Genomic DNA, 14285 nt, shown 5'->3' with positions numbered 1-14285 from the left:
AAAACATTAAACGAAAGTGTGCATAAGCTGGCAAAAAGGTGAAAAAAACCACTTCGCCGAAATTTCAGTCTATTAGGGCTTCCTGGTTTGCATCAGGCCCACTGCCGTTGTTAGGGTATGACGAGCCAACTCACTTTAAGGTTTCGCAAAAACAAGCATGGATATGACAATACGCTCGGCATTGGTAAAGAACTTTCTCGGGGCGTCCCCTGAGTGGTACAAACTGGCCATCATCAGTTTTCTGGTGATCAATCCCTTGGTGTTTTTCCTGGTCAGCCCTTTCGTGGCGGGCTGGTTACTGGTCATCGAGTTCATCTTTACGCTGGCGATGGCGCTGAAATGCTATCCGTTGCAGCCCGGCGGGCTACTGGCTATTGAGGCAGTATTAATCGGCATGACCAGCCCCGCACACGTCAGCGCGGAAATTGCCAGTAATCTTGAGGTGTTATTGCTGCTGGTGTTTATGGTGGCAGGCATCTACTTTATGAAGCAGTTGCTGCTGTTTGTGTTTACCAAACTGTTGCTGAACATCCGCTCAAAGATGCTGCTATCGCTGTCCTTCTGCGTTGCTGCTGCACTGCTCTCTGCCTTCCTGGATGCCCTGACCGTGGTGGCGGTTGTGATCAGCGTCGGCACCGGTTTTTATTCGATCTACCATAACGTTGCCTCCAATCAGAAAATCGACATTAGTGATGATAGCCGCCTGGAAGATACCGACCATAAACAGACGCTGGAACAGTTTCGCGGCTTTCTGCGTAGCCTGCTGATGCACGCAGGCGTAGGCACCGCTCTAGGTGGTGTAATGACCATGGTGGGCGAGCCGCAAAACCTGATCATCGCCAAAAGCGCCGGCTGGGGCTTTAGTGAATTTTTCCTGCGCATGACCCCCGTCACGCTGCCGGTATTCGTTTGTGGTTTGTTGGTTTGCCTGCTGGTTGAACGTTTTGCGTTATTTGGCTACGGCACCAAACTGCCGGAACAGGTGCGTAGCGTACTCAAAGAGTTCGATCGCCAGGCAACGGCCAAACGTAGCCGCCAGGAAAAGATGAAGTTGGTGGTACAGGCGTTAATCGGCCTCTGGTTAGTCATTGCCTTGGCCTTCCACCTGGCGGAAGTGGGCCTGATTGGCCTCTCGGTGATCATTTTGGCGACCTCGCTGTGCGGCGTAACCGATGAGCATGCTATCGGCAAGGCTTTCCAGGAAGCCCTGCCCTTTACCGCGCTGCTGACGGTGTTCTTCACCGTCGTGGCGGTGATCATTGAACAGCAGCTGTTTACTCCGGTGATCCACTATGTGTTACAGGCACCGCCGAGCTCACAGCTTTCCCTGTTTTATCTGTTTAACGGCCTGCTCTCTTCCGTTTCTGATAACGTTTTTGTCGGTACGGTCTACATTAACGAAGCTCGGGCGGCATTGGCGGACGGCGCAATTTCACTGCAACAGTTCGAACTGTTGGCGGTCGCGATTAACACCGGCACCAATCTGCCTTCGGTGGCCACACCCAACGGGCAGGCCGCTTTCCTGTTCTTGCTGACCTCTGCCCTGGCGCCGTTGGTACGTCTGTCTTATGGCCGCATGGTCTGGATGGCGTTGCCTTACACGGTGGTGCTGACGCTGGTTGGCCTGCTGTGTGTGCAGCATACTCTGGCACCGGTAACGGACCTGTTTACCCAATGGCAGTGGTTAATGCCGCTACCACTTGACGCGACGGCCCCAATCGCTGCACAGTAGCCGCCATAACCGTCCCTGCAAACGACGATATTTTTCACTGAATCGTCGTTAGATAGCTGGCAGCGGGGATGAATTGGTTTACACTGCCGGTTCAATTGCTTACTGCATGGAAGAATATAGATATGTTGCAATTCTTTAACCGCTGCTCGCAGGGGCGCGGTGCTTGGCTGTTGTTGGCTCTGACTGCATTGGTACTGGAGTTGGCGGCCCTCTATTTTCAGCACGTGATGCTGTTACAGCCTTGCGTAATGTGTATCTACGAACGTGTCGCGCTGTTCGGGATTTTGGGAGCGTCGCTGCTTGGTGCATTGGCACCGAAGTCGCCGCTACGCTATGTGGCGATCCTGCTGTGGATTTACAGCGCCTGGGAAGGCCTGCAGTTAGCCTGGAAACACACGATGATCCAGCTGCATCCGTCGCCGTTTAATACCTGTGATTTCTTTGTCAGCTTCCCTTCCTGGCTGCCGCTAGACAAATGGGCGCCAGCGGTGTTCCACGCTTCTGGTGACTGCTCGGTGCGTCAGTGGCAGTTCCTGTCGTTGGAAATGCCACAATGGTTGGTGGGGATTTTTGCTGCCTATTTGCTGATCGGGATTGTGGTTCTGCTCAGCCAATTTGTCCGCCAACGTAAACGCGATCTGTTTGGCCGCTAAGGGTCATACATCGCAAAAACGGCGCCTGAGGGCGCCGTTTTTTATTGCTACTGACAACCTACAACCAGGTTTACCAAGCAAGGCCGCTGCATGCCGCGACCGTTTGGGTAATCAATGGCATCGTGTGTAGCAGGCAAACAACATCAAGTATGGGTAAAGTAATACACGAGCACGATCAATACTCCGGCCACGGCAAACAGGCGTATCATCTTCATCATCACATTCTCATCACAGGGCGGAGGTGCCGACAAACTACCTAAGATTTAGTTTAAAAAGAAGCGTCCACCAGGCGATTACGACGTAATTTACATAACATTAAGTTTTGTTGCGGCTCCCCACCAATATACCGCCCAATCTTTGGCAATGTCCCCCCTTTCAAGTACAGATATATTGGCTACACTTAATCACTGATTGGCCGTTTTTCATTCACCGTATTAATACTTTAGCGGGGATATTAATAAAATGATGACGTATATAAGCCACTCCCCTCATCCGCCTTGATTTATTTACCCTCTTGTTTAACTTTTGTTTAACCTGACCACCCGGTTAGCACGCTATTTCGGCTATGCTCTGCATGATAAAACGCCTACGTCTACCAAGGCCGCAGGCGCTCAACCAATGAACAGTCGCAGCCAATAAGATAGACAGAGTATTTTGAGCAAGGGATCACTATGTCAGAAAATAAAATCAATCTGCAATCGGCCATCACGACGCTGCCCTATTTAGACTGGAATGCCACCTCTTCTGCTACTTTGGATGCCGTAGCCGAGTTGGAAAGCGGCAAGGTTCTCTATTTCCCTCATCTGGCCTTTAATCTGACCGACGCGGAAAAAACCTTACTCACCACGGAGTTGGTCGATCCCAAACGCAAGAATATTAGCTATCAGCCAGAACAGCAAAAGCTGACGGGGGTTGCCCTTGAGGCCAAACGCGAAGCGGTACATAAATTAATGGCTCGGCACTATCAAGCCTGCCAGCATTTAATCAATTCCGTTCTGCCCGAATATCGGCACGCAGTGCAAATGCCCACCAATAGCCTGCGTCTGCACCCGATCTCTGCATGGACAGCCTCGACTTCATGGCGCAAGGACGACCGCCGCCTGCATGTCGATGCGTTCCCTTCGCGCCCCAATTATGGCAACCGTATTTTACGCATCTTCACCAATATCAATCCTCATGGTGAAAGCCGCCAGTGGCGCGTCGGGGAGCCGTTCCCTCAGTTGGCGCAACGTTTTCTGCCACGCCTGAAGCGTTATTCGCCCTTTGCCAGTTGGTTGCAGGATAAAGTGGGGATTACCAAAACGCGCCGTAGTCACTACGATCATCTGATGCTGCAAATGCACGATGCGATGAAGGCAGATAAAGACTACCAGGAAAGCGGCCCCCAGCAGGCGGTTGAATTCCCTCCAGGAAGCAGTTGGATCTGTTTTTCCGATCAAACTCCCCATGCCGCCATGTCCGGGCAGTATATGCTGGAACAGACCTTTATTTTACCGGTGAGCGCCATGAAAACCCCGCAGCATGCGCCGCTGAACGTCTTGCAAGAGTTGTTACACAAGCCATTGATATAGAAAGCCTGGCTTTTCAGCCGATCCGCGGGTTAATCGCTGGATCGGCCATAACTTCGATCTGTGTCACCCCATTGGGGCAGCAAATTTGGTATATTAATCACGCAGTAGTATGCACATCACCTACTCATTATGGAGGTTGTATGTACAAGACTATATTAGCGCCCATTGATTTGGCTGAAATCGAGTTAACACAAAAAGTCATTCCCACGATTAATTCACTGGCAAAAATCGATTACCCGCATATCCATTTCTTCGCGGTCCTCTCCCCTATGCTCTCTTATTATGAATATGGGCTATCGCACCCCGAGCGGTTGCTGCCCAGCGATGATGAGAGGATACAGATTGCACTGGCGGAGTTAAAGAAAGCCGTTACGGCGTTTGATATTCCGGAAGGCCGAGTGCACTGTTCGGTAGAGATCGGCGCGCCACGGGATCGGATTTTGAATTTTGCCGATGAGATCAACGCCGATCTGATCGTTGTCGGTTCGCGTAGGCCAAGTATCACCACCTACTTGCTTGGCACAACGGCATCATCGGTCGTCAGGTATGCCAAAACCTCGGTCCTGGTGGTGCGATAAGGCCGCAGACTACGTTCTAAAAAGCGCTAGTAATACGTAGCTGTACGTAATAGTGCTACAGGAGGGAGCCATGCAGAACGCCGACACGCCGTGAATCCATCCCTGGAGGCTCGTATCGCGCGTCCATGCGCTCAACGGTCGGCTAACCTGCATGGCTCCCTCCTGACTTAGCTTACGGTGTTGCGGTGACAAGCGTAATTATTTGGCCACAGTTTCTGGTTATAGCAGCCACTCATCTAGCCCAGCTAGGTTTGTTGAGGATGTGGTCCTGCCAATCCACGACTTCGCTTTCGCGTACCGCGATATGGCGTACGGTAATGCGCTCACCGTGCATTGCCGCTTTTGATCCGCTGACCAACGGGTGCCAGTCGAACAAGGGTTTGCCCTCGCCGATCAGGCGATAGGCGCAGGTTGGCGGCAGCCAGTCGAACGTGGTGAGGTTTTCGCGCGTCAGCTTGATGCAGTCTTCTTCCAGCTCAAAGCGGCGCTCGTAGTTGCGGCACTGGCAAGATTTGATATTGAGCTGATCGCAGGCCACGTTGGTGAAGTAAATCTCATCGGTATCTTCATCGATCAGCTTGTTCAGACAGCATTGCCCACATCCGTCGCACAGCGATTCCCACTCTGCCTCAGACATTTCGTCCAGCGTCTTCTGTTGCCAAAAAGGGAGTTGTGACATATCGACTTCCGAAAATAGGTAAATGAACAAACCACCTGCAAGCAGGTTCAAGGGGGCACACTATATAGACACTCAGCGCAAAAGGAAACGTTTCCCCGGCTACCCGAGCCTGCCGCAACGCCATCCAACGTGGATAATAACAGTGTAAGGCACCAAAGAGGTTTCTGCCTGCAACACGCAGCAGGCAGAAAGACAGAGCGGGATTAAATCACTCGGGTACTGAGGGTCTTACCATTAAGTGAGATTTTCAGCATATCGCCGGAAACCATTGGCCCGACCCCTTGAGGAGTACCGGTCAGAATGATGTCGCCCGCACGCAGCGTAAAGAAACGGCTCATATAGGCAATCAGCGGCAAGATGGGGTTGATCATATCGCGGGTATTGCCCTGCTGGCGCAGTTCGTCATTGATCGACAAAGACAGCTCGGCATTTTGCGGATCGCCAAATTCAGCCACCGGAATAAAGCCGGAGATCGGGCAAGAGCCATCAAATGCCTTGGCTTTTTCCCAAGGTTGACCCGCCTTCTTGAACCCGGCCTGCAGATCGCGCAAGGTCAAGTCCAGCGCCACGCCATAGCCCGCAATGGCACGGGCCACGCGATCTTCATTGGCCTGCTTTAACGGGGTACCAATCAGCACCGCCAACTCGACTTCATGATGGATCGACCCCAGCCCCTTGGGGATCGCTACCGGTTGACGAATATCACACAATGCTGTTTCAGGTTTGATAAACAACACCGGCTCAGGCGGGGTGACACTCCCCATCTCCTTGATGTGATCGCTGTAGTTGCTGCCTACGCAAACCACTTTGCTTACCGGGAAATCAAGCAACGCTCCTTGCCAGTCTCTATGTTGATACATACCGCCTCTCCCAACCACAGTGTAGGGGCCAGATAACCTCAGCCCATGATACGTACGGGGTGCCATTCCAGACACCTGGTAGTTACCGACCTATTGACCGATACCATCGGCCATCATTCCCACGCTGATCGCGAAATAATACGAACGATTCCAGTGCATGAGAGTACGGAAGTTATCATAAACCAAGAAGGCGCGTCCTTGCATATCATCTGGAGCGATCACCCAACTACGCAAGCCAGATGCTGCCAAGGGTGAACCATCTGCTAACACCACCCCTTTGGCAGCCCACTGCTCTTCGCTATGCCCCTGGGAGTCTTTCAACCCTAGTTGTTCAGCGTTGAATTGCGCGGGCAGTTTGACTTCACGACCCCAACCAACCCCAGGTTGCCAGCCTTCGGTAGCCAGGTAGTTGGCGGTAGAGGCAAACACATCGTCGAGATTATTCCAGATATCGATTTTACCGTCGTCATCCCCATCTGCGGCATAGGTCAAAAACGAGGTTGGCATAAACTGGCTCTGCCCCATCGCTCCCGCCCAGGATCCCTTCAGGTTGCCCGCATCAACGTGGCCCTGGTCAATAATCTTTAAGGCCGCCATCAGCTGTTTGGTAAAGAACGCTTCGCGTCGGCCTTCAAACGCCAGCGTCGCCAGGGCAGAAACAACATCTTCCTTACCCTGTATCTTGCCAAAGGCGCTTTCCATACCCCATAGCGCGACAATATAGTGTTCCGGAACGCCATAACGCGCCGTCACTCGCGCCAGCCGTGGCTGATATTGCTGGCGCATCTCGCGGCCCCGCTGGATCTTCCACGCAGGCAGCACCCGGCTGAGGTAATCATCCAGCGTGATTTTCTTTTCCAACTGATTGCGATCGGCATTAATCACCCGATCGACAAAATGCGCGTTGGCAAAGGCGGCCTCAACGGTAACCGCAGGGATACCCTGCTTGATGGCCCGCCGCTTCAGTTGTTCCACATAGGCCGGGAACTCCGCCGGATCACGCCCGGTTTCTGCCAGCGTACTCCCGGTTGGCTGCGTAGCAGGCGCGGGAGCCGCCCCCACCTGTTTCACGCAGCCAGCTAAAAGGAGCAGCGTTAGCATCATCGACATCTTCTTCATGATTTTCCCTACCTGTGACGACCTGCCGCCAGATGCTGATGATGCTTAAAAGCTGGCGTTAACACAGGGTTGAAAATCGACGCCCGGTTATTTTTTGGCGTCAGACAAATGAAGGTTTAATAGGTTTTCCACCGGCGGTGGGAACTGCAGATAAAACCCTTCCTGTTTTAGGGCCTCTTTCACCTTCTCGATATCCGCTGAAGCCAATTTCTTACGCCCGTCGAGCGACAGCATCATGGCATACTGCGGAGTGCCAAAACTTTTCATCAGATCTTCCGGCACCCGAGAGAAATCGTCTTTTTTTTCGACATAAAGATAAGTTTGGTCGCGCTTGGCACTTCTATAGATGACACAAAACATTTTTAAAACTCTATTTAATTGAGGCAGCGTCTTGCCTGGATATAACTCTGACTATAACATGCTTATAGTACTTCGGAATATCGCACCCCGAGTGGTATTCCGGGGATTTAAGTTGCTGAGACTGAGTCAGGATAGATGTCACAATCGCCAATTGAGCTAAAAGGCAGCAGTTTTACCCTATCGGTGGTTCATTTACATAATTGCGAACCCGAGGTAATACGCCAGGCACTACAAGAAAAGGTGGAACAAGCGCCCGCTTTTCTCAAAAATGCCCCTGTTGTTATTAATGTTGCTACGCTGAACGGCGACGCAGACTGGAAAGAAATTCAACGGGCTGTCACTGCGGCTGGACTGCGCGTGGTCGGCATCAGCGGTTGCAAAGATGAGCGGCAGAAACGGTCCATTGCCCGCGCCGGTTTGCCACTGCTCAATGAAGGCAAAGGCCAGAAGGCAGCCCCGCAGGCTCCGGTGATCGCGCCAGTACCTGATAATGCCCCAGCTAAAACGCGCATCATCAGTACCCCTGTCCGTTCAGGCCAACAGATTTACGCCCGTAACAGCGATTTGATCGTCACCAGCAGCGTCAGCGCCGGTGCCGAACTGATTGCCGACGGCAATATTCATATTTACGGTAGCATGCGTGGCCGCGCACTGGCTGGCGCCTCTGGCGATACCCAGTGTCAGATTTTTTGCACGCACCTGGGTGCTGAGCTAGTCTCTATCGCAGGGCAGTACTGGTTGAGCGATCAGATCCCGTCCGAGTATCTCGGGCAGGCAGCAAGGCTCAGCCTGTTGGATAATGCTTTAACCATACAACCTTTAAATTAAGCCCTTTTGACAAGGAATCCATTTCATGGCACGCATTATTGTTGTTACATCGGGTAAAGGGGGCGTTGGCAAGACCACATCAAGTGCGGCCATTGCGACCGGCTTGGCCCAGAAAGGCAAGAAAACCGTGGTGATCGACTTTGATATCGGTCTGCGTAATCTTGACCTCATCATGGGGTGTGAACGCCGGGTCGTTTACGATTTCGTGAACGTTATCCAAGGTGACGCCACGCTGAACCAGGCGTTAATCAAAGACAAGCGCACCGACAACCTCTACATTCTGCCCGCTTCGCAAACCCGTGACAAAGACGCCCTGACCCGTGAAGGCGTGGAAAAAATCCTCAGCGATCTCGACGAGATGGCCTTCGAATTTGTGGTTTGCGACTCACCTGCAGGGATCGAATCCGGTGCCTTGATGGCGCTGTACTTTGCCGATGAAGCCATCATCACCACCAACCCGGAAGTGTCTTCAGTACGTGACTCCGACCGTATCCTGGGCATTCTGGCTTCCAAATCGCGCCGTGCCGAGAGAGGGGAATCCCCGATCAAGGAACATCTGCTGCTAACCCGTTACAACCCGGGCCGCGTCAGCCGTGGCGACATGTTGAGCATGGAAGACGTGCTGGAAATCCTGCGTATCCCGCTGCTTGGCGTGATCCCGGAAGATCAGTCGGTATTACGTGCCTCTAACCAGGGTGAACCTGTTATTCTTGATAGTGAGTCCGATGCCGGTAAGGCCTATGACGATACCGTTCACCGCCTGTTAGGGGAAGAACGCCCGTTCCGCTTCATCGAAGAAGAGAAAAAGGGCTTCCTGAAACGCCTTTTTGGGGGATAAACCATGGCTCTGTTAGACTTCTTTCTGTCCCGCAAAAAATCGACAGCCAGTGTAGCCAAGGAACGGCTGCAGATTATCGTCGCAGAACGTCGTCGTGGGGACAGCGAACCCCACTATCTGCCCGATTTAAAACGCGATATTCTAGCGGTAATTTGTAAATACATTCAGATCGACCCCGAGATGCTGCACGTGCAATTCGAGCAGAAAGGGGATGATATTTCGGTACTTGAACTTAACGTGACGCTACCGGAATCGGAAGAAACACCTAAATGATTGCGATGCAATGAGTGCCCCCTGTATATTTTTATACAGGGGGTAACTGTATATTCATCCAGTCATTAACGCACCTGCAATAATAAAAACCCCGCCCTATTGAGACAACTCTCAGTTCTTTTTGCCGCAAATGTCTTTATGGTGCAGGCTGGTAGTAAAGATTTTCCTAATCTTATTTTTGGCGAGATAAAACGGAACAGTTTGATTTAAACTGCCCCGCCCGATTTTCAACGATTAATAATCCTGTAGGATCGCCTGCAACGGCGCGGCTAATAGCTCACCACGCCAACCACTGATTAACTCCGGTAGCGACTCGCTCTCTTTCAATTTCCAGTGCCAATTCAACAACTGGTTAATCTGACGCCGCGAAGCCAGCAGCTCACCGCTAAGGCCACTCTGCTCACTTACCAGCGTAATGGCAGCCTTAATATCCTTGAACACTTTCTTGTAGCCAGGATGATCGACCAGGTTGCTTAACGGTGCCGGCAAGGCTGATTCGTCCAAAGCATTCGCTTGTGCCACCAGTGCCACCAAGGTTTTGCCATGATAGCGGATCTCTGGACCACTCAGCCCCAGCGCCTCCAGCTCACCGAGCGAGCCCGGCATGTAGCGCGCTACAGCCCACAGGTTCTCTTCACGCACCACAAAGTTCACCGCCAGATCGCGTTCACGCGCCTGACGCAAGCGCCATTCGGCCAGTTTTTGCAGGCAAGCCAACTGGCGCGGACGTAGCTGCCAGGCATTGGTGATTTCGCGATAGGCCAATTCCGGCGCCAGCGCCTCACTGCGCCGTTGGCAAAGCAAGCGGCACTCGTTATCGGCTGCGGCGGTCCAACCCGCCTCCTCGGTCTCCTGCACCAGTTGCTTGGCCATCGGCAACAGATAGAACACGTCAGCCGCGGCATAAACGCATTGGCGCTCGGTCAACGGCCTTGCCAACCAGTCGGTACGCGATTCACTCTTATCGAGATCGACCTGCATGTACTCCGTCACCAGCTTGGCAAAACCACAGGACAGCGTATGGCCGCTGAAGGCCGCCAGGATTTGGGTGTCGACCATCGGTGTCGGCAGCGTCTTGAAGGCATTCAGAAACACCTCCAGATCTTCGCTACCCGCGTGCAGGAATTTCACGACGGCGGTATCGGCCAGCAGGTCGATAAAGGATTGCCACTGCTTGATGGGGAGCGGATCGATCAGGGAGAGTTGTTCACCATCATAGAGCTGGATCAGGCCTAACTGCGGATAATAGGTGCGCGTGCGGACGAACTCGGTATCCAGCGCCACCTGGGCGTAGTTTCTTGCCTGCTCGCAGACCTGCTGCAATCCGGCGTCGGTAGTGATCAACTGATAATTCAAAACATCATTCTCTTGGTCGTTTTCATGATTCAAACACAACAACGCCGGCTATTCACCGGCGCTGTTGAAAAGGAGCAGTAACGATTGGCCTAGGCGGCATCCGCAGCCTTGGGCTTTTTCTGTTCGTCACGCAGTTCCCGTCGTAAGATCTTGCCGACGTTCGACTTCGGCAGCTCGTCACGGAACTCAACAATTTTTGGCACTTTATACCCTGTCAGGTGCCGACGGCAATGGGTTAGCAGCTCTTCTTTGGTGAGTGTCTGGTCTTTCTTCACCACACAAATCTTCACCGCTTCACCCGAAGCATCACTGGGTACCCCGATGGCCGCACATTCCAGCACTTTCGGATGCTGGCTAACGATCTCTTCGATCTCGTTCGGGTAGACGTTAAAACCAGAAACCAGGATCATATCTTTCTTACGGTCAACGATGCGGATAAAGCCCTCATCATCCACGGTAACGACATCCCCGGTCGCCAGCCAGCCATCGCGCAACACTTCGTCCGTCGCTTCAGGGCGTTGCCAATAGCCTAACATAACTTGCGGCCCTTTAACCCAAAGTTCACCGGGTTGACCAACCGGCACATCTTTGCCTTCATCATCCACCAGCCGGATATCGGTAGACGGCACCGGCAGGCCGATGCTGCCGCTGTAGTGTTTCAAATCATGCGGGTTGCCAGAGACCAGTGGAGAGCACTCCGTCAGCCCATAGCCTTCCAGCAAATGATGGCCGGTCAGCTTTTCCCACTTTTCCGCCACCGATCTCTGCACCGACATCCCTCCGCCAACGGAAAGCCGCAGCGTGGAGAAGTCCAGCTTCTGGAAATCTTCATTGTTCAATAACGCATTAAACAGGGTATTTACCCCGGTCATGGCGCTGAACGGGTATTTTGCCAGCTCCTTCACCAGGCCCGGGATATCACGTGGGTTGGTGATCAGCAGGCTACGGCCGCCCAACTCGATAAACAGTAGACAGTTCACCGTCAACGCAAAGATGTGATACAGCGGCAAGGCGGTAACCACCAACTCCTGCCCTTCACGCAGTAACGGCACATAAGCCGCCTTGGCCTGTACCAGATTGGCCTGCATGTTGCGGTGGGTCAGCATCGCCCCTTTCGCCACGCCGGTAGTGCCGCCGGTATACTGCAGGAACGCCAGATCGGTATTGATAATATCTGGCTTCACGTACTGCAGGCGGCGGCCACGCTGCAACGCACTGCGAAACGAGATGGCATCCGGCAGGTCGTACTTCGGCACCAGCCGCTTGATGTACTTCACCACAAAGTTGACCAACGTGCCTTTGGCTGCGGAGAGCTGGTCGCCCATACGGGTCAGAATAACGTGTTTAACCTGCGTCTTGAACACCACCTTTTCCAAGGTGTGGGCAAAGTTGGAAACGATGACAATCGCGCTGGCACCGCTGTCGTTCAGTTGATGTTCCAACTCACGGGGGGTATACAGCGGGTTGACGTTAACCACCACCATCCCCGCCCGCAAAATACCGAACAGAGCGATTGGGTATTGCAACAGGTTGGGCATCATCAGCGCCACACGGTCGCCCTTCTTCAGCCCCAACTCGTTTTGCAGGTAGGCGGCAAACGCTCGGCTGCGCTCTTCCAGCTTGCGGAAGGTCATCACCTCACCCATGTTGATAAAGGCGGGTTGATCCGCGTAACGGGCAACCGCATTCTCAAACATTTCGATCAGGGATGAGTATTGATCGGCATCGATTTCTGCCGGAACATCCGCCGGGTAACGTTTTAACCAGACCTTTTCCAAGCTATTACTCCTGAAATCATTACTAATTATCATCATAGCCCCCAAAATTGCAGCCAAACTTTAACAATATTTTAACTCAGCGTACCAGTTTGGGTTTTAAACAATATTCAGGTTGCGATGTGCGTCACTAATTGCCGACGCAACCGCACAACAAAAAAAGTTAAGGCGGCCATTAAGCCGCCCTAAAGTATAAAAACTATCCTACTTGCCGAAGCCTCAGATCTGCGTCATTACTCCGTAACGAAAGTTTGCACCTGCGCCGGACCTGGATTATACCAGCCATAACTCCCGCCCCAACCTGGGCCCCATGGGCCATTATGCCAGCCCCACGGCCCCATCGGCTGTGGCGGCATCACAATCTGCTGAGCGATGCGCCAACGCTTGAAACCGGTCGCATCCATGGTGACAAAGCGGTAAGGCGTCATGCCAATCTTACCGTCCCGTAAGCCGGTGATCGGCCCAACCACGGTGACCAGCTGCCCTCTGAAGTCGACCGGATCGAGGAAGCCGTTAACCGAAGCCAGCAAACGGCCTTGCGAAGGTTCCCCCAATATCGGGCGAGCGCCAGAATCCAGCGGCACCGCCGCAATCTCCAGAATGGTACGCCCACGTTCATTAGCCACCGCAACCACGGTACCGCCGAAGCGTGCCTCCGCGCCGGTAAACTGTTTCGGTGCGTTTTGCACCACCGACAGTCGATCGACCGGCGTGGGGCTGGTGCCTTGGATGGCATCCGGAATGGTCACACAGCCAGAGAGCGCCAACACGCTGCTTGCGATTGCCAGCGTTAACAGCTTTTTACTCACAGTACGGGTTAAGATCATCGCAATCTCCTGAATTAGCTGTAACTTCGACAACGTTCATCAGTGCAAGTTGCAGGCGTAGCTGTTTTCTATCGGCGGCAACTTTAGATTAACTATAGGAAACTATTCGCGTCCCGGTAGCTTCTTCCAGGTGACTTCGTTACGCAAATAGGTCGGTTCAGCATTTTCCACGCTAACCGCCAGACCTTGTTGCCAGGCCTGTAGCGCCAGAGGCAGCATATCTTCGGCCTGCGGCAACAGCATTTTCCCGTCGGTAACGTTCAGCGAGGAACCTGCAACCAAATCTGGGTAGGTTTGCCAACCGGTACCCACATGGGCCCAATCGCCTTGCAAATGTTGCGCTCGCTCCAGAGCCTGCTGTGGAGACAGCACCGCTTCCCCTGCGCTTTCCAGCCACTGGCCATCAAGCTGGCGTTCAAACTGGCCCCAATAGACTTCGCCCATACGGGCATCGATCGCCGCCAACACTCGTTGCGCGCCAGTCATGCGCCAGGCACCTTGCGCCATGGTTTGCAACGTGGAAATCCCGAGCATCGGCAGTTCGGCGCCGAGCGCCAACCCTTGGGCAATACCAATGCCGATACGCACGCCGGTAAAGCTCCCAGGGCCACGACCAAAGGCCAAGGCATCGAGTTGTGAAAGGGATAATCCGGTTTCGGCCAGCACCTGCTGCACCAGCGGCAAAATGCGCTGGGTATGCTCGCGTGGGCACAGTTCAAACAGGGCGTGAACTTCGCCTTGATTCCAGATAGCGACAGAACATGCTTCCGTCGCCGTATCGATCGCTAAAATTCGCGTGGACATGCCAAACCTCAGGCGGGAAATATCAGTGGTTT

At 53.2% G+C, this 14285-nt stretch carries 15 protein-coding genes; 7 read left to right on the top strand and 8 right to left on the bottom strand.

The window, feature by feature from the left end:
- Nucleotides 1-157: 157 nt before the first annotated feature.
- The 4 genes from nhaB (at nucleotide 158) to ACX9GU_RS12045 (ending at nucleotide 4534) form a co-directional block, all read left to right on the top strand.
- Nucleotides 158-1732: a sodium/proton antiporter NhaB gene (nhaB, locus tag ACX9GU_RS12060; protein ID WP_473194904.1), complete on the top strand. Its 1575-nt coding sequence runs from the start codon at nucleotides 158-160 to the stop codon at nucleotides 1730-1732.
- A 122-nt stretch (nucleotides 1733-1854) separates the two neighbouring features.
- The gene (gene dsbB / locus ACX9GU_RS12055; protein ID WP_021181182.1) at nucleotides 1855-2385 is read left to right on the top strand and encodes a disulfide bond formation protein DsbB; all 531 of its coding nucleotides are present in this window, start codon (nucleotides 1855-1857) and stop codon (nucleotides 2383-2385) included.
- 671 nt (nucleotides 2386-3056) lie between these two features.
- Nucleotides 3057-3956: a Kdo hydroxylase family protein gene (locus ACX9GU_RS12050; protein ID WP_473194903.1), complete on the top strand. Its 900-nt coding sequence runs from the start codon at nucleotides 3057-3059 to the stop codon at nucleotides 3954-3956.
- A 140-nt stretch (nucleotides 3957-4096) separates the two neighbouring features.
- A complete protein-coding gene (locus ACX9GU_RS12045) occupies nucleotides 4097-4534 on the top strand; it encodes a universal stress protein (RefSeq protein ID WP_473194902.1) in 438 nt (145 codons plus the stop codon).
- A gap of 232 nt (nucleotides 4535-4766) precedes the next feature.
- Here the strand turns inward: ACX9GU_RS12045 and ACX9GU_RS12040 are convergent, their stop codons facing one another.
- The 4 genes from ACX9GU_RS12040 to ACX9GU_RS12025 form a co-directional block, all read right to left on the bottom strand.
- A complete protein-coding gene (locus ACX9GU_RS12040) occupies nucleotides 4767-5213 on the bottom strand; it encodes a YcgN family cysteine cluster protein (protein ID WP_021181179.1) in 447 nt (148 codons plus the stop codon).
- Nucleotides 5214-5416: 203 nt separating this feature from the next.
- The gene (locus ACX9GU_RS12035) at nucleotides 5417-6073 is read right to left on the bottom strand and encodes a fumarylacetoacetate hydrolase family protein (RefSeq protein ID WP_024486626.1); all 657 of its coding nucleotides are present in this window, start codon (nucleotides 6071-6073) and stop codon (nucleotides 5417-5419) included.
- A gap of 90 nt (nucleotides 6074-6163) precedes the next feature.
- Nucleotides 6164-7183, bottom strand: coding sequence for a lytic murein transglycosylase (locus tag ACX9GU_RS12030; protein ID WP_473195166.1), 1020 nt, complete (start codon nucleotides 7181-7183; stop codon nucleotides 6164-6166).
- 96 nt (nucleotides 7184-7279) lie between these two features.
- Nucleotides 7280-7552, bottom strand: coding sequence for a YcgL domain-containing protein (locus ACX9GU_RS12025; RefSeq protein ID WP_021181176.1), 273 nt, complete (start codon nucleotides 7550-7552; stop codon nucleotides 7280-7282).
- Between the two features lie 135 nt (nucleotides 7553-7687).
- Here ACX9GU_RS12025 and minC point away from each other — a divergent pair, with 135 nt between their 5' ends.
- From minC to minE, 3 genes are read left to right on the top strand one after another with little or no spacing between them, the layout of a single operon-like run.
- On the top strand, nucleotides 7688-8380 hold the full coding sequence (minC, locus tag ACX9GU_RS12020) for a septum site-determining protein MinC (protein ID WP_021806639.1): 693 nt from the start codon (nucleotides 7688-7690) through the stop codon (nucleotides 8378-8380).
- Between the two features lie 25 nt (nucleotides 8381-8405).
- The gene (gene minD, locus ACX9GU_RS12015; protein WP_021806640.1) at nucleotides 8406-9218 is read left to right on the top strand and encodes a septum site-determining protein MinD; all 813 of its coding nucleotides are present in this window, start codon (nucleotides 8406-8408) and stop codon (nucleotides 9216-9218) included.
- Between the two features lie 3 nt (nucleotides 9219-9221).
- Nucleotides 9222-9491: a cell division topological specificity factor MinE gene (gene minE, locus ACX9GU_RS12010; RefSeq protein ID WP_021181173.1), complete on the top strand. Its 270-nt coding sequence runs from the start codon at nucleotides 9222-9224 to the stop codon at nucleotides 9489-9491.
- Between the two features lie 234 nt (nucleotides 9492-9725).
- Here the strand turns inward: minE and rnd are convergent, their stop codons facing one another.
- The 4 genes from rnd to tsaB all read right to left on the bottom strand — a co-directional run bounded on the left by rnd (nucleotide 9726) and on the right by tsaB (nucleotide 14253).
- Complete coding sequence (rnd, locus tag ACX9GU_RS12005; RefSeq protein ID WP_473194901.1) at nucleotides 9726-10847, bottom strand: ribonuclease D; 1122 nt, start codon at nucleotides 10845-10847, stop codon at nucleotides 9726-9728.
- Between the two features lie 89 nt (nucleotides 10848-10936).
- Complete coding sequence (gene fadD / locus ACX9GU_RS12000; RefSeq protein ID WP_473194900.1) at nucleotides 10937-12625, bottom strand: long-chain-fatty-acid--CoA ligase FadD; 1689 nt, start codon at nucleotides 12623-12625, stop codon at nucleotides 10937-10939.
- A gap of 230 nt (nucleotides 12626-12855) precedes the next feature.
- A complete protein-coding gene (locus ACX9GU_RS11995) occupies nucleotides 12856-13446 on the bottom strand; it encodes a Slp family lipoprotein (protein ID WP_473195165.1) in 591 nt (196 codons plus the stop codon).
- 105 nt (nucleotides 13447-13551) lie between these two features.
- Nucleotides 13552-14253: a tRNA (adenosine(37)-N6)-threonylcarbamoyltransferase complex dimerization subunit type 1 TsaB gene (gene tsaB / locus ACX9GU_RS11990; RefSeq protein WP_473194899.1), complete on the bottom strand. Its 702-nt coding sequence runs from the start codon at nucleotides 14251-14253 to the stop codon at nucleotides 13552-13554.
- Nucleotides 14254-14285: the final 32 nt, after the last annotated feature.

The organism is Serratia sp. K1WW1 (genome assembly GCF_055790865.1).
Note: the sequence above shows the minus strand (reverse complement) of the source record. Positions and strands in the feature narration are given on the sequence as shown.

Coding starts and splice junctions, on each gene's coding strand:
- nhaB (WP_473194904.1), top strand. CDS start 158: ATGGATATGACAATACGCTCGGCATTGGTAAAGAACTTTCTCGGGGCG.
- minC (WP_021806639.1), top strand. CDS start 7,688: ATGTCACAATCGCCAATTGAGCTAAAAGGCAGCAGTTTTACCCTATCG.
- minD (WP_021806640.1), top strand. CDS start 8,406: ATGGCACGCATTATTGTTGTTACATCGGGTAAAGGGGGCGTTGGCAAG.
- ACX9GU_RS12050 (WP_473194903.1), top strand. CDS start 3,057: ATGTCAGAAAATAAAATCAATCTGCAATCGGCCATCACGACGCTGCCC.
- dsbB (WP_021181182.1), top strand. CDS start 1,855: ATGTTGCAATTCTTTAACCGCTGCTCGCAGGGGCGCGGTGCTTGGCTG.
- ACX9GU_RS12035 (WP_024486626.1), bottom strand. CDS start 6,073: ATGTATCAACATAGAGACTGGCAAGGAGCGTTGCTTGATTTCCCGGTA.
- ACX9GU_RS12040 (WP_021181179.1), bottom strand. CDS start 5,213: ATGTCACAACTCCCTTTTTGGCAACAGAAGACGCTGGACGAAATGTCT.
- tsaB (WP_473194899.1), bottom strand. CDS start 14,253: ATGTCCACGCGAATTTTAGCGATCGATACGGCGACGGAAGCATGTTCT.
- ACX9GU_RS12030 (WP_473195166.1), bottom strand. CDS start 7,183: ATGTCGATGATGCTAACGCTGCTCCTTTTAGCTGGCTGCGTGAAACAG.
- ACX9GU_RS12025 (WP_021181176.1), bottom strand. CDS start 7,552: ATGTTTTGTGTCATCTATAGAAGTGCCAAGCGCGACCAAACTTATCTT.
- ACX9GU_RS12045 (WP_473194902.1), top strand. CDS start 4,097: ATGTACAAGACTATATTAGCGCCCATTGATTTGGCTGAAATCGAGTTA.
- minE (WP_021181173.1), top strand. CDS start 9,222: ATGGCTCTGTTAGACTTCTTTCTGTCCCGCAAAAAATCGACAGCCAGT.